The sequence below is a fragment of the Streptosporangium sp. LJ11 genome, assembly GCF_051918945.1.
In the GTDB taxonomy this organism is placed as follows: Bacteria; Actinomycetota; Actinomycetes; order Streptosporangiales; family Streptosporangiaceae; genus Streptosporangium.
Map to the genome: position 1 here is coordinate 27,360 of NZ_JBPXMB010000032.1, position 13,398 is coordinate 40,757.

The 13,398-nt window shown below is 71.6% G+C and carries 12 protein-coding genes and 1 pseudogene; 7 read left to right on the plus strand and 6 right to left on the minus strand.

Going from position 1 to position 13,398, the window contains the following annotated elements:
* The first annotated feature begins 4 nt into the window (after positions 1–4).
* From ACTOQ3_RS36280 to ACTOQ3_RS36295, 4 genes are all read left to right on the plus strand, one after another.
* On the plus strand, positions 5–3,013 hold the full coding sequence (locus tag ACTOQ3_RS36280; RefSeq protein ID WP_440088012.1) for an ATP-binding protein: 3,009 nt from the start codon (positions 5–7) through the stop codon (positions 3,011–3,013).
* Positions 3,010–3,837 carry a S8 family peptidase gene (locus tag ACTOQ3_RS36285; RefSeq protein WP_440088014.1) on the plus strand — a complete coding sequence of 276 codons (828 nt, stop codon included), beginning with the start codon at positions 3,010–3,012 and terminating at the stop codon, positions 3,835–3,837. Before ACTOQ3_RS36280 ends, ACTOQ3_RS36285 begins: the two co-directional genes overlap by 4 nt.
* The gene (locus tag ACTOQ3_RS36290) at positions 3,821–4,474 is read left to right on the plus strand and encodes a GAF domain-containing protein (RefSeq protein WP_440088016.1); all 654 of its coding nucleotides are present in this window, start codon (positions 3,821–3,823) and stop codon (positions 4,472–4,474) included. The genes ACTOQ3_RS36285 and ACTOQ3_RS36290 overlap by 17 nt, the downstream gene beginning before the upstream one ends.
* A gap of 128 nt (positions 4,475–4,602) precedes the next feature.
* Positions 4,603–6,591, plus strand: a complete 1,989-nt coding sequence (locus ACTOQ3_RS36295) for a BTAD domain-containing putative transcriptional regulator (protein ID WP_440088017.1) — start codon at positions 4,603–4,605, stop codon at positions 6,589–6,591.
* Positions 6,592–6,887: 296 nt separating this feature from the next.
* On the opposite strand, the gene ACTOQ3_RS36300 is transcribed toward ACTOQ3_RS36295, so the two are convergent.
* The 6 genes and pseudogenes from ACTOQ3_RS36300 to ACTOQ3_RS36325 form a co-directional block, all read right to left on the minus strand.
* A complete protein-coding gene (locus tag ACTOQ3_RS36300; protein WP_440088018.1) occupies positions 6,888–8,033 on the minus strand; it encodes a helix-turn-helix domain-containing protein in 1,146 nt (381 codons plus the stop codon).
* A 114-nt stretch (positions 8,034–8,147) separates the two neighbouring features.
* Positions 8,148–8,642 carry a hypothetical protein gene (locus tag ACTOQ3_RS36305; protein WP_440088019.1) on the minus strand — a complete coding sequence of 165 codons (495 nt, stop codon included), beginning with the start codon at positions 8,640–8,642 and terminating at the stop codon, positions 8,148–8,150.
* Between the two features lie 196 nt (positions 8,643–8,838).
* On the minus strand, positions 8,839–9,798 hold the full coding sequence (locus tag ACTOQ3_RS36310; RefSeq protein WP_440088021.1) for a phytanoyl-CoA dioxygenase family protein: 960 nt from the start codon (positions 9,796–9,798) through the stop codon (positions 8,839–8,841).
* 78 nt (positions 9,799–9,876) lie between these two features.
* On the minus strand, positions 9,877–10,386 hold the full coding sequence (locus ACTOQ3_RS36315) for a GNAT family N-acetyltransferase (protein WP_440088022.1): 510 nt from the start codon (positions 10,384–10,386) through the stop codon (positions 9,877–9,879).
* A 140-nt stretch (positions 10,387–10,526) separates the two neighbouring features.
* Positions 10,527–10,625 (minus strand): annotated as a pseudogene (locus ACTOQ3_RS36320) (IS5/IS1182 family transposase); the annotation flags it as partial.
* A gap of 206 nt (positions 10,626–10,831) precedes the next feature.
* The gene (locus ACTOQ3_RS36325) at positions 10,832–11,332 is read right to left on the minus strand and encodes an SMI1/KNR4 family protein (protein ID WP_440088024.1); all 501 of its coding nucleotides are present in this window, start codon (positions 11,330–11,332) and stop codon (positions 10,832–10,834) included.
* 126 nt (positions 11,333–11,458) lie between these two features.
* Here ACTOQ3_RS36325 and ACTOQ3_RS36330 point away from each other — a divergent pair, with 126 nt between their 5' ends.
* The 3 genes from ACTOQ3_RS36330 (at position 11,459) to ACTOQ3_RS36340 (ending at position 13,177) form a co-directional block, all read left to right on the plus strand.
* Positions 11,459–11,845: a hypothetical protein gene (locus ACTOQ3_RS36330; RefSeq protein ID WP_440088026.1), complete on the plus strand. Its 387-nt coding sequence runs from the start codon at positions 11,459–11,461 to the stop codon at positions 11,843–11,845.
* Positions 11,846–12,151: 306 nt separating this feature from the next.
* Positions 12,152–12,715, plus strand: coding sequence for a hypothetical protein (locus ACTOQ3_RS36335; protein ID WP_440088028.1), 564 nt, complete (start codon positions 12,152–12,154; stop codon positions 12,713–12,715).
* A gap of 327 nt (positions 12,716–13,042) precedes the next feature.
* On the plus strand, positions 13,043–13,177 hold the full coding sequence (locus ACTOQ3_RS36340) for a hypothetical protein (protein ID WP_440088030.1): 135 nt from the start codon (positions 13,043–13,045) through the stop codon (positions 13,175–13,177).
* The last annotated feature ends 221 nt before the right edge of the window (positions 13,178–13,398 follow it).

Sequence of the window (13,398 nt, forward strand, 5' to 3'; positions counted from 1 at the left end):
GATCATGCGATGCCCTTCCTGCCTGGCCGAGACGCCGGGGCCGCCCCGGTTCTGCCCGTCGTGCGGCACGCGCCTCATCGCGCCGGCGGCGGAGGCGCGCAAGATCGTCACGGTGGTCTTCTGCGACCTGGCCGAGTCCACCGCGCTGAGCGAGCACCTGGACCCCGAGTCGCTCCGCGCGGTCCTGATCCGCTACTTCACGATCATGCGCGACCAGCTCGCCTGGCACGGCGGCACCGTGGAGAAGTTCATCGGCGACGCCGTCATGGCCGTCTTCGGCGTCCCGGAGCTGCACGAGGACGACGCGCTGCGCGCCGCCCGAGCGGCGGTGGACATGCAGGCGGCGCTCGAACGGCTCAACGACGACCTCGAACGCGACCTGGGGATCCGCCTCAGGGCCCGCATCGGCGTCAACACCGGCGAGGTCGTCACCTCGGGTCACGCCCACGGCGATCAGGCGCTCGTCGCGGGCGAGACGGTGAACGCCGCCGCCCGGCTCCAGCAGCTCGCCGGGCCGGGAGAGATCCTGCTCGGGCCCGAGACGTGGCGCCTGGTGGGCCCCTCCGCGGTGGGCGTCGCGGTCGGGCCCCTGGAGCTGCGCGGCAAGCGGCGTCCGGTCGTCTCCTGGCGGCTGGACTCGATGCGCTCCGACGACCCGGCGGCGATCCGGCGGTTCGACATCCCGTTCGTCGACAGGAGGGAGCCGCTGCACGAGCTGGACGGCATCCTCGACGGGATCATCAGCCGGCGTCACTGCCGCATCGTGACCCTGCACGGCGAGGCCGGGGTGGGGAAGACCCGGCTGGCGCGGCTGTGGGCCGAGCGCGCGGGGCAGCGGGGCGTCCTCGTCGGTTCCGGCCGCTGCCGCCCGTACGGCGCGGGCGGCACGCTGCTCGGGGTGGCCGACGCGGTGCGCGAGCTGGTGACGGTGGGCACGCCCGACCCCGAGGCCCTGGCCGTGCTCCGCGACGGCCTTCTGAAGGACGGCACCCCCAATCCCTCCCCGCAGGAGACCTCCTGGGCCCTGCGCAGCGTCCTGGAAAGCCTGGGGCGTTCCACATACGTGCTGATCGTGCTGGACGACGTGCAGTGGGCGGACGGCCCGGTCTTCGACATGCTCGGCGACCTCGCCGAGGAGCTGCGTGACACCGCGATGATGGTGCTGTGCGTGGCCCGCTCCGACCTGTTCGACCGCATGCCGGACTGGCAGCCCGCCTCCCGGCTGGCCCTGCCCCGGCTCGGACCGGCCGACTCCCGGCTCCTGGTCTCCCAGCTGGCCGAGGTGACGGCACACGACGGCACCCTGCTGGAGCGGATCGCCGAGCGCGCCGAGGGCAATCCCCTGTACCTGGAGCAGCTCGTGGCCATGCTCGGCGACGGCGGGGAGCCGCACGGCCTGCCCCTGACCGTGCACGCGCTCATCGCGGCCCGCGTCGACAGGCTCGGGCCCGACGCCAGGGCGATGCTGGAGTGCGCCACCGTGGTCGGCAGGGAGTTCAGCGTCGAGGAGTTGCGGGCCGTCTCGGGAGCCGACGAGCCGGACGAGCTGCTGGAGGAGCTCGGGCGCAAGTCCTTCGTCGAGCACCGCACGGAGGCGACGTTCCGGTTCGCCAGCGGCCTCATCCAGGAGGTCGTGTACGGCGGCATGGCCAAGCGCCGGCGGGCCGAGCTGCACGAGAGATTCGCCGATTGGCTGGCCGTGGGAGAGGCCGGGGACGAGGCCGTCGGCACGCACCTGGAGCGGGCCTACCGGCACCGCGCCGACCTGGGCCCGCCCGACGACCACACCGTGCGGCTGAGCGGCGCGGCCGCGGCCCGGCTGTCGGGGGCGGGCACCCTCGCGCTGCGCAGGAGTGACCTGTCCAGGGCGGAGAAGCTGCTCAGCAGGGGTGCGGAGCTGCTGGGGCCCGCCCATCCCGGCTGGCCGCAGATCAGCGGGCGGGTCGCGGAGACCGCGATCACCCTGGGCGACGTCGAGCGGGGGCGGCTGCTGCTCACCGAGGTGCTGGAACGCGCGACGGGCGACGCGGACGCGCTGGTGGCCGCGCACGCCTCGCTCTACCTGAGCCACTTCGACCCCGCGGGATCCTTCGAGGTCGCGCGCCGGGCCATCCCGGTCTTCGAGACGGCCGGCGACGACCTGGGGCTGGCCAGGGCCTGGACCATGGTCGCCCAGGAGGCTCAGGGGCGCGGCAGGTTCGCCGAGACGAGGGGGATGCTGCAGCGCGCCCTGGGGTACGCCGTGCGGTCCGGCGCCGAGCTGGAACGCGCGACGATCCTGGGCAACATGGCCGCCTCCCTCTGGCTCGGCCCCGAGCCGGCCCCCGTCGCCATCTCCCGGTGCCGCGACCTGCTGGCCGCGCACGGCCGGGACCGCGGGACCGTACGTGCCGTCGTCCGCTGCCCGCTGGCGGTCCTGCTGGCCACGCGGGGGAAGTTCGACGAGGCCAGGGCCACCCTCGCGGCGGCCGAGCGGTCCTTCGCCGACCTGCGGCACGCGTACGCCGACGCGTTCATGCCGATCTTCTCCGCGGCCGTCGAGTCGCTGGCCGGACGCTGGGACGTCGCCGGGGACCTGCTGCTCCGGGCGTGCGCCAGGGCAGAGGCGCTCGGCGACGCCCAGCTCCTGGTCACCGCCTCACGCGATCTGGCCGGCACGCTGCTGCGCCGGGGGGACCTGGCCGGCGCCGAGCGGTGGGCGGGCACGGCCCTGGAGGGCTCGCCGGGGGACGCGCCGATGAACACGGCCGAGCTGCACGCGATCCGGGCCGAGGTGCTCGCCGCCCGGGGGGCCGGGGCCCCCTCCCGCGAGCTCATGGACCTGGCCCTGCGCGAGGCCCGCGGCACCGACTCCCCCACCTGCCGCGCCACCGTTCTACTCGGCAACGCCCGCAGCCTCGCCCTCCTGGGGGCGTACGAGGAGAGCGGGGCGGCCGCGCGCGGCGCGGCGGCCGAATTCGCGGCCAAAGGACACCTGGTCGGCAAGGGCTGGGCGTCGGCGGTGCGGCGATGACCGCCCCCCCGGACCTCACGTGGCGGCTCGGTGCCGAGGACGACATCACCGTGTCCGCCGCGGGCAACGCCGCCGTCACCCCGGAGTGGGCGTGGCAGGACGCCACCGGGCGCGGCGTGCGGGTCTGCGTCGTGGACAGCGGGGTCGACCGTGACCATCCGATGCTCGCCCCGGTGCACGCGACCCACGCCGTGGTGACGGGCCCGGACGGCAAGGCCGTCGTGCGGGAGAGCGACGGCGCCGACAGCTGCGGGCACGGGACGGCGTGCGCCGGGATCATCCGCTCGATCGCGCCCGGGTGCGAGCTGCACAGCGTCCAGGTGCTGGGAGCGGGGTTCTCGGGAACGGGCGACGCCCTCGTCACCGGGCTTCGCTGGGCCATCGAGCAGGAGTTCGACGTGGTGAGCCTGAGCCTGTCGACCAACAGGAGACACCTGGCCGAGCCGCTGCGCGAGCTCGGCGATCTCGCCTACTTCCGGCGGACGGTGCTCGTGGCGTCCGCGCACAACCTGCCGGTGGAGAGCTTCCCCTGGCGGTTCTCGTCGGTGATCTCCGTGGGCAGCCACGCCGAGGACGATCCCGGCCTGATCCTCTACAACCCCCGCCCGCCCGTGGAGTTCTTCGCCCACGGATCCGACGTGGAGGTGGCCTGGCCCGGCGGCGGGAGCACCCGGTGCACCGGGAACAGCTTCGCGACCCCCCACGTCGCGGCCCGGTGCGCGCTGATCCTGAGCAAGCACCCCGGGCTGACGCCCTTCCAGGTGAAGACCGTCATGTACCTGACCGCTCAGAACGTGAGGAGGCCCGATGACAGGGAACGGTGAGATGGTCGCGGCCATCTCCGCCGCGGTCGCCGGCTCGGAGAGGGAACACCGGCTCCTGCTCCAGTCGATCGTCGACACGGCGCGCGTGATCTTCGGCGCCAAGGCCAGCTCGATCTTCCTGGTGAACGAGGAGCACGGGGACCTCGTCTTCGAGGCGGTCTCCGGCGAGGGCGAGCAGGTGCTCGTCGGGCGGCGCTTCCCCGCCACGCGGGGCATCGCCGGGTGGGTGCTGAACGCCAGGGACGCGCTGATCGTCGACGACCTCTCGGCGAGCACCGTGTTCGCCCGCGACATCGCCGAGTCGACCGCGTACGTGCCGGGCGGGCTCATGGCGGTGCCGCTCGTCCACGACGACGAGGCGCTGGGGGTCCTGGAGGTCCTGGACCCCCACCCGCAGGCGCGGGCGAGCATCGACGAGCTGGCACTGCTGACGCTCTTCGCCTCGCAGGCCTCGGCGGCGCTGCGGATCGTGCAGCGCAACCGCTACGCCCGGCGGGTCCTGGACGGCACCGGAGCCGAGTTCGGCGACCTCGTGTCCATCGTCTCCGCGCTGGCGGGCGGGACCGCGGAAAGACGGCAGGCCGGACTGCGCCTGATCGGCTCGCTTCACGAGCTCCTGGTTGACAACCAGACCTGACCAATTCAGGCAGTATTCACCCATTTACTAATACTAAAGCGCATATATCATGACAATTCCATGAGGCCGCCTCACGAAACCCGATTAGCCTTCCGAAGTCGCCTGACCAGTCAATGGAGAATTCCGCCGTGGGTGCAACCGCAGTGCGTGAGGAGGCAGAGGCGGGAGAAACCACCTTCGCCGTGCTCGGCCCTCTCGAGGCCCGCCGCAACGGCAGTCTGGTTCCACTCGGGCCCTTCAAGCAACGCGTGCTCCTGTCCCTGCTGCTCTGTCACGCCAACAGGATCGTGCCGGTGGACCAGCTCAGCACGGCGGCGTGGAGCGAGGAGCCGCCCCGGACCGCTCTGAAGAACGTCCAGGTCTACGTGTCCGCGCTGCGCAAGAACGTGCTCGGGACGGCCAACCGCGACCGGTTGACCTACCGCCCCCCCGGCTACCAGCTGCGGCTCGGCCCGCAGCACCTCGACATCCTGGACTACGAAACCCTGGCACGCAGGGGCCGTCAGTACCTGCGCGACCGCGAGATCACCAAGGCGGTGGACCTGCTGCACGAGGCGCTGAAACTCTGGCGGGGCGACCCCCTGCCCGACATGGCGCAGGTGCCGCTGATCAGCGACGAGCTCTCGCGGCTGCACAGCGAGCGCATGTCGGTCTACGAGGACTGGGCGGAGGCGCAGCTCATCCTCGGACACCATGCCCACATCATCGACTCTCTGGAGGAGAACGTCCGGAGCCATCCGCTCAGGGAGCGGCTGCGCAGCACGCAGATGATCGCGCTGTTCCGCTGCGGGCGGCAGTCGGAGGCCCTGGCGCAGTACGAGGACATGCGCCAGACACTGGCCAGGGACCTCGGGCTGCAGCCCAGCCCGGTCCTCGAACGGCTCTACCGGGCGATCCTCGCGGGCGCCCCGTCCCTGGACAGCCCGCCCTCCGGCGGCCCGCAGCACCTCGGCGCCACGCTGGTCGGCGGCCCGCGGCGCAACGGCGCGGCCTTGCTCAGGGCGCGCTCCTCGACCGGCAACGGCCATGACGTCATCGCCCACCTCAGCCAGCTCCCCCGCGACCTGGCCGACTTCACCGGCCGCCGCGAGACCGTCCAGGACATCCTCGACGTCTTCCGCGCCCGCCGGCACAGCCCGCCGGTGGTGATCTCCGGCCCGGCGGGAACGGGGAAGACGGCGCTGGCGGTGCACGCCGCCCACCTGCTTCGCGAGCGCTTCCCCGACGGACAGCTCTTCGTGCGGCTGCGCACGGCGGGCGGCCGGGAGCGCTCGATTCCCGACGTGCTGGCCGAGATCCTGCGCACCTGCGGCTTCGACGGCGACCCGCCGCGCCGGGCCGGCGAGCGGGTCGCCGCCTGCCGGGCCTGGCTCGCGGAGCGCAGCATCCTGCTCATCCTCGACGAGGCGTCGACCGCTGCGCAGATACGGCCCCTGCTGCCCGGCACCGGCGACAACGGAGTACTGATCACCGGCAGGAGGCGCCTGAGCGCCCTGGAGTCGGCGCACCACGTGGCGCTGGAGGGCTTCACCCCCGAGGAGGGTGTAGAGCTGCTGCGGCGGACCGCCGGCGCGGAGCGCGTCGACGCCGACCCTACGGCGGCCCTGAGCGTGGTCGGCACCTGCGGCAACCTGCCCCTCGCCGTCCGCATCGCCGGAGCGCGGCTGGCCGCCTCCCGGCACGTCCTGCTCCCCCTGTTCGCCGACCGCCTCGCCGACGAGCACTCGCTGCTGGACGAGCTGTCGGTGGACGACCTGTCGATGCGCGCGTGCGCGGCCACCTACGAGCGCGACCTCGGGCCCGACCTGTGGGCCTCGCTGCGGCGCCTGGGCGCGCTGCCGACCGGCGAGTTCACCGTCGACGACCTGGCGGCGCTGATCGGCTCCGACGCTCGGCTCGCCGCGGGCGTCGCCGACAAGCTGGTCGAGGCCCACGCCGTCACCGCGGAGTCCCGGCCCTCTCCGGTCTACCTGATCGCCGACTGGCTGCGCCTGTACGCGCGGGAGCGGCTGGAACGGGAGGAGTCCGCGACTCAGCGCACGGCGGCCGAGAGGCGGCTCCGCAGGGCGCGTGCCCGCACCCGGCCGGGCCCGGTGACCGATTCCCGGACCCGATAAAAGCGCGTCAAATACAAAAGGGCCCCTAAAAGGTCTTCCCGTATTTCCCTTAACGGGCCGAGCCTCGGCGGCCACTCCGCGGGAAGCCGAAATGCCGGGATGCTCGGGAGAACCGGTAAAGGGAATTTTTCCAGGACCGAAAATTCCGGCATCCCTTTTGCCCATCTCGCTCACTCCGCCCGTCCCGCTTTTCCGGCCTCGGAATCACCGACCGGTGCGGTCGGGGCGTCCCCACCGGGCTCCGCCTCCGCCCGCGGCCTTCCACGGCTTCGACGCGATGATCCCCGAGGCGGAGATCAGCCGCCTGGCCGCCGCCGGGAAGGTGGTCGCGCCGCGCCGGGCCCTGTTTCGCCGGCGGAGGGACGCAGGCGTACCAGCCGCATGGCCAGGTGAGCCCGGAGCCTGCCCGCGGAGTCGGCGAGGGAGAAGCCGAGGACGGCCTCCGCCCGTGCGATGCGCGCGGCCAGCGAGCTGTGGTGCAGGTGCACGGCGACGGCGGCCCGGCGCACCGTGCCCTCGGCGCACAACGCGCGCACCGCCTCCAGCGCCTCGGCGCCGTACGGCCGCCGTGCGAGCTCCTCGACGGCTCGCACGTCGGGCAGGGCGGCGATCTCCTCGTCCGGCACGTGGGTGGCGAACAGGGCCAGCGCGCCGAGATCGGCCCAGTCGACCACCCGGTCCGCAGGGTGCGGGCCGGTGAAGCGCAGGGCGGTTCGGGCCGCCGCCCAGGATTCGGCGGCCCCGGCTCCGCGCGTCTCCGGCCCGACGCCGACGCGCCAGGTGTCCGGTGTCCGGGGCAGTTCGCCGGGCCCGTCGATCGCCGGGCCGACCAGCAGCGCCACGGTGTCACCCAGCCGGGCGGCGCGGACGTGGCGGTCGGCGCCCCGCAGCCGGGCGGCCACGGCGGCCCCGTCGCGGCCCTCCCGGTCGTCGTCGGCGAGCACGGCGAGCACCTGGAGGGGGTCGGCGGGGGCGAAGCCGAGCAGCCGCAGGGCGCGTGCCCGCTCGGCCTCGCCGGCGTCGGCCGACAGGACCAGCTCCACCAGGGCGGGGTCGGTGCCTGCCCGGGCCTGGGCGGCGGCCCGCTCCAGGGTGACCTCCGCCGCGCCCGCGAAGCGCTCCAGGACGATCTCGTCGAGGCCGTGCGCCGTCCCCCCGCGTTCCATCCACACGGCGCCGAGTTCCGAGCCGAGCCGGCGGTGGATCGCCGGGCCGGGAGGCTCGTCGCACGGCTCGGGCACCCCGCCGGGAACGACCCGCGTCCGCCCGCCGGTGACCGCGTCGACGAGCCCGACCGGGCAGTGCGCCAGGCGCGCGGTGGCCTGGAGCAGTACCGGGACGCCGGCGTGGTTCCGTACCAGCACGTCGAAATAGGCGATGACGCGGACGGCGCTCTCCGCGTCGGAGTCGAGCGCCGACAGTCGCAGCAGTAGTCCCTGCACGGCTCCACACTAGGTCGCCGCCCGCGTTCCCGGCCAGAACAGCGCACATCAGACGGCTCACACCGCGCATGAAACACCATAAAGGGCATACCGGACAGCGGGTCGGACGGCCGGTCAGCGCAGCACCGGATAGTTGGCGCGGATGAGGCCGTGCGGGTCGCGGGAGCGCTTGACGTCGCGCAGCCGGGCCAGCACGTCACCGGGGAACGCGGCCGCGGCCCGCTCACCGGGGCTCAGCGAGGTGTAGGGCTTGCGTCCGCTGGTCCGCGGGACCAGCGTGCCGGTGATCCCGTCCTGGCGGGCCCGTACGGCGCCGGCGGCCTCGGGCGAGGGCGTGAGGCCGAACATGGCCAGCAGGTACGGCTCGGCCAGGTGCCCGCAGGCGCCGCCGTCCTCGGCCGGACGGGACAGGGCGCCGCCGAGGTGGCGGATCTGCACGCTCAGCAGCGGTTCGATCGGCGCGGCCAGCAACGTCGCCGCGACCGCGTCGTCCAGGTCGGTCAGCAGCTCCCCGGTTCCGCCCGGCCCCCGCCGCGAGGGCCTCCCCATGACGACGATCCTGGAGGCGATGCCAGGGGGCCGGCGATCGTCGGCTTCAACGGCTCGCACGGTCCCGAGGAGATGGTCACCGACAAGGCCGACGGGCTGCTGGTCAAGCCGCGCACCAACGCCGGCCTCGCCGCCGCCCTCATCCGCGTCACCGGCCGGCCGGGGGCGCTCTGGCGACCGCCACCTACGACGTGGAGTCCGTCGGCGCCAGGTTGGACGCCCTCCTGGAGGAGTTGCCGACCCGCCACGACGGCACCTACGTCAAGCCGGCGCCCGCGGTGCCGGACTCCGGCGGGGATGGGATCGCCTCGCGCCAGGGCGACAGATCGAGGCCCGGATACCGAAGCGCCATGGCAGCGAGCGTGTCGGGTGTCCAGAAGGCGTGACCGGGCGGCGGGAACCCGAAGAGCTCGAGCTGGCGTCGCGAGGCCCGCTCGACGAACCGGTACCAGGCGGGCTCGTGGCTGCGATCGGCCCAGGCTTGACGCTGACCCCACTCGGCACCGGCCGGCCGGTAGTTCACATGCATGCTGTAACGGGCGCCTCGCGCGGCGGTCAGTGCCGTGCCCCGGTGGAAGGTGCCGAGCTGGAAGGCGACGACGGTCCCCGCCGGCCCGGCGGCCGACACCTCTGCTTCGTAGAGCTCCGGGCTGCCGCCGGTGCGGACGAACCCGTTCTCGCTGCCGGCGGCGTCGTCGCGCGGATACCAGTTGGGTCTGGCCGGCAGATCGGCGGTGTGGGTGCGGGAGACGAGATGGGGCGGCCCGAGCTCGTCGGGGACGTCTGCCAGGTAGACGAACATCTCCAGCTGCCGGCAGCCGGGGGTGTCGCTGGGCACCAGGATGGTGTGGTTGAGATAATCCCGGTGCATGACCTGGTCGTAGTCGGCGGCACCGGTGTATTTCGCCCAGGCCTCGGCAGAGTAGATCCGAATGTCCTGATCTTCCAGCAAGGCTTCGGCCAGCCGCGACAGACGCGGGTGCACCGCCAGAAGGCTCAGCTCGACGCCGGCGAAGGGAAAGGCGTCGATCCCGGCGAACTCGTCGCCCAGGAAGCGCTCACGACGTGCGTCGCCGCCGCCGTGGAATCCTTCGGCGGAGGGAAAGAGCAGTCCCAGCTCGCCCGCGGCCGGCGCCAGCTCGTCGGCGGGGATGAATCCTGGAAGGACGACGAACCCGTGCGTGCGCCAGGCGCGTGCCGCGTCGTTGAGATCCACTGACACACCATGCACCGCCGTGGCCGTCTCGTGCAGCCCGTTTTCCCCGGAGCAGGTGGGCGGCCGCCCCTGCCGGGCTCAACCGGACGGCGTGACCGAGGACCACACACCGAACCACTGCTCGGTGCCGTACTCCTCGAACCGCTCCACCTCGGTGAACCCCAGCTTCGCCGCGAGGCGCATCGAGCGGTCGTTGGCGGTCTGGGTGCTGAGTACCACCGGCTCGCCGGGAAGCGCGCCGGTGACCCAGTCGAGTGCCGCCGCGCACGCCTCGGCGGCGTACCCGCGGCCCCACGCCTCCGGCAAGAACATGTAGCCGAGCTCGGCCTCACCGCCATCCGGGCGGACGTGACCCGGACGCTCGGCGTCGCGCCGGTCGATCTCTATGATGCCGATCATCGCCCCGTCGAGGTCGACCGCGAAAAGGCCGGGGCGCCGCCTGGGCACGGCGGGCAACGCACGTTCGAGCTCATCACGCGGCCGAGGGCCACCGATGTAGGTGCCCACCTCGGACGAGGTGAACAGTTCGATGAGCGCCGCACGGTCCCGGGCCTCGGGCTCACGGAGCACGAGCCGTTCAGTTCTCATCGGGGCAGGTGGCCAGGCGACGGGACCGAGTTCAGCCATGGCGGGCAACCTACCGCACACCCGTGAGGGCGATCCGAAAGAGAAGGCCTGGCCGGAGTGGGTGACCCGCGTCCTCAACGGAGATCAGGACACCTGACACCGACGGCCTGGATGTGACGTCGGCGCAGATAGGTGCGGTTGGCGCGAGAAGAGTAGACCTTGCCGGCGGCCACCGCGCCCGGGCGGGTGCGCGGACGACCGACGGATCAGGTGGTATGAAGTGGACCAAGGCGCGGGAGTTCGCCTGCGCGAGGAAGAACGAACGCCTCTGCGATCAACGCAAGTCAGGCTGTCGCGAGCGTCGATGTCGGCTGACGATCTGCCGTGTCCAGCGCATGTACCAGTCCAGGAACGGCACCGGTTCGCTCCAACCCCCGTGCAGACGGCCCGACGGTTCGACATCCCTTCAGGGGGCCGACGGCCACCAGTCCATGTCCTTCACCCATCCCATCTCGGTGAGCCAGACGGTGCCGGCGTACTCACCGTTCATGGCGAGCATGCTGATCCACGAGCATCCATGGCTGCACAGGAACATGGTTCCGGGCGAGGGCTTGTCCATCGACAGGGTGGGGTCTGCTCCGTCGCCTGCGAGGCGCCGCAGTTGCCGCACATCATCCCGGGTCACCGGGAAGGGCTCCCACGGGTAGGCGGCGACCTCGGGTTCCTCCCGGAAGTACCCACGCTCCCGTTGGGTCTCTTCCACGATCCGATGCAGGTCGAGCAGGCGACCGGGAGAGACTCCCCGGCCGAATCGCAGCAGGAACGACCGGAACTCGTCAGGAAGCGGCGCGCCGATCACTTCCTCAAGGGCCACAACCTCGGATTCCGGCAGAGGAACAGCCGTTGAGAGATCAGCGAGCCGGGAGAGTTCAGCGGCCATCTCATCCAGGCCGATGTCCGATCGCATGACTTCTCCCTGCCGAAGGTCTCAACGCGCACAGGCTAACGGCGGCGAAGAGCAGGTGGCTGCGCTCGGTTTCGGGCGGCGTGCCTCGGCATCCCGCCACGGGCGGGGTGGTGCGATACTCGCCGAATGCCGCTCTACATTCCTCGAGAGGACGTCAGCTACCTCGGTGGCGCCGTACCGATGCTGGTTCTCGTCTCGACCGGCCCGATCGAGCGGCTTCCCGTTCTCCGGCTCGACGCGGGCAGGCCGTTGCCGTGTGAGGGCTGGCAGCTCCTCGCCGGTCTGACCGCCTCGGTGGTCGACGGTCCCGGTGATTCCGGGATCTTCGTCGAAGGCATCGTCGGTCCCGAGGAGGCCGAGGAGCGCTTCGCATGGCTGGAGGCCGTGGACCGTGCCGGTGGTGCGGTCGTGCTGGTCGTCGACTCGCGCAGTGCGGTGGACGACTGGGCTGTCATGGCCGAAGGCGAGAAGGCCCTGGGCGGCTTCGTGCCCGCGGTTCAGCGGGACGGGTGACCGCCGGGAGGCAGAACCAGCAGCCGTCTCGGGACAGCCGAGGTCTGGTCGATCGTGCTAACGCTGTTGCTGACAACATCTCTGGACGTGAGTGGACGTCCACAGAAGACGATCAAGTGTGAGATGGCTCTGAGCAGGGCTTGCTGACACCTGTGGACGCCGGTGGACGATCTCGAACTGGCTACGGATCAGAAGATCACTTCGTTCAGTCCGCCGATGGCCCGAGAGAGCCATGTCTTGAAGCCTGTGTCGATCAAGTCGTTAGGGTCACTGCCGAGCCCCTCTCACCGCCAAAAGGAGTCTCTCGTGGCTGCCCCCACGTCCCGGCTGCTGCTGACGATGGACGATGTCGTCGGCGCGCAATACGGAACCTTCAGTCTCATGAACGAGGACGGCGCTGGAAGCATCCCGGACGACGCCCCGCCACAGGATCCGAACGCCTATGGCGATTGGGTGGAGTATCAACCACACTTTCGGCTTTGCATAAGGTCGTCGTTCGACTCGCACACCCTGGCCGTGCGGTTTGAGCTGTGGGAGGGTCCACCGCCAGAGCCGCGCTTCGAGGTCGGAGCCGTTCAAACCAAAACGTGGACAGGGCCGTTCCATGCAAGCCGGGGGCGGGTGTACGCGACGGAGATCGTGGATCCGGGAGAGGACCATCGTGTCTTCGACCTCGGTGCGACGGGCGTTGAGTGGCGGGTCCGCGTCATCCTGCGCAAGCTCGTCGACCACGATCCCGAAGATGACGTCGACCTCGACGGCTGGGACCCGTTGGCCGACGACGACGGGGACGACAACGCCGGCGACGGGCCCGGCAGCCTGGAAGAAGTGGTGTTCCAGTTCTGGACGCCGGCTGCACCGAATTTATAAGACCCCATGCCGGTCACTCGTCATGAGTTCGCCCGAGTGGCCAACCGATGCGGAGCATATGCGAAACGATCAAGAGTAGGGGGATCATCCCGCAACGGCCTGATCCGCACCGAGCCCGGCATGGGCAGCTTCGTGACCACACCCGAGGAGCGCCGGGAGGCCGCGCCCACCGACGAGCCCGAGTAGGTGAGCCTCACGGCGTCCTCGCCCTGATCCGAGCCGGCGTCAGCAGTGGACTGACGGCCGTGGTGTCGCCGGCCGAACTCGCCGCGCGTGCGACACAACCGGGATCATGGGCCCTCCTGTGGTGAATCACAGCCTCAACTCATGTTGTACCCGGAGAACATCGCGATCGGCCTGGAGCAGCCCGAGGTGAACGCCCTGGTGACCGGCAAGTTCGTGCTGGAGGTGACCGAGGACGCTCGACTCCGCAGCGGATCTCACCGACCGTCAGGCCGCTGAGGTGGAGCGTGGGTCCGTGGCCCCCGCCTGTCCAGTCCTTGGCGTGCGGTCTCCCTTTCCGCTTGCGCACTGCGGAGACCACAGCGGAAATGACGGTGGGGAACGTAGCCTTCCGGCTGCCATGACGAAAGAAAACTCATGCCGACGAGCCTGACCTTCCGGCTGTTCGGTCCGCTGGAGGTCGCCGGCGAGGCCGGTGACCCGCTCGACCTCGGCACCAG